Source organism: Cohnella baijiui (assembly GCF_020731285.1).
Taxonomy (GTDB): domain Bacteria; phylum Bacillota; class Bacilli; order Paenibacillales; family Paenibacillaceae; genus Cohnella.
Genome location: NZ_JAJFOW010000339.1, coordinates 1 through 239 on the forward strand (window position 1 = coordinate 1; position 239 = coordinate 239).

The following is a 239-nucleotide window of genomic DNA, read 5'->3' on the forward strand; positions in this document are numbered from 1 at the left end:
TGGAACCGTTAACTTCCATTGAGCTATTGCAGATAGAAGCACGAATGAGCCAAGAAGCCATGCTGTGTGAGACATATATGAATGCATCAGCTCAGACGATTACCGCAGAACTTAAGGATGTGTGCGGACAAATGGCAGTTCGCCATCAAAAAAATCATCAGCTTCTCTGCCAGATGTTGAATCAACACCAGCATCCGCCGCAGGGCATTCAATAGTATAGGGAGGTCTTGTAATGCCTG

General features: G+C 46.0%; 1 protein-coding gene. It reads left to right on the forward strand.

Annotated features, from left to right (window positions below; genetic code table 11):
* Positions 1-215, forward strand: a 215-nt coding sequence (locus LKX83_RS32870) for a hypothetical protein (RefSeq protein WP_227887483.1), incomplete at its 5' end; no start/stop codon positions are given.
* Positions 216-239 lie beyond the last annotated feature (24 nt).